This is a genomic window from Salinimicrobium oceani (genome assembly GCF_012037645.1).
Map to the genome: position 1 here is coordinate 1 of NZ_JAAVJR010000586.1, position 461 is coordinate 461.

The 461-nt window shown below is 46.4% G+C and carries 1 protein-coding gene; it reads right to left on the reverse strand.

Features of this window, described 5'->3' with window-relative positions:
• Positions 1–461 (reverse strand): PfkB family carbohydrate kinase (locus tag HC175_RS18375; RefSeq protein ID WP_209310085.1); only part of this gene is annotated, 461 nt, incomplete at both ends.

Below are 461 nucleotides of genomic sequence, written 5' to 3' on the forward strand. Positions count from 1 at the left end.
TGCATTCTTCATGTTTTTAAAAGAAAGGTCGCCGGTGTGGGCAAGATACCCCGTAAATCCTCCGGCAAATGTATCTCCCGCTCCGGTTGGATCAAAAACTTCTTCCAGGGGCAGGGCGGGTGCAAAGAAGATCTGGTTGTTATGGAACAACAATGCTCCATGTTCTCCTTTTTTGATCACCACATATTTTGGTCCCATTTTGGCAATTTTCCTTGCCGCTTTGACCAGGGAATATTCTTCTGTTAATTGGCGCGCCTCCTCATCATTAATAGTAAGCACATCCACCTTTTCAATGACCTTCATGAGGTCATCCCAGGTGTTGTCCATCCAGAAATTCATGGTATCCAGCACTACCAGTTTCGGTCTTTGGAGCTGCTCCAGCACACTTAGCTGAACCAGGGGATGCAGGTTGCCCAACATTACAATATCGGGAGATTTGAAATCTTCGGGAACTACAGGCT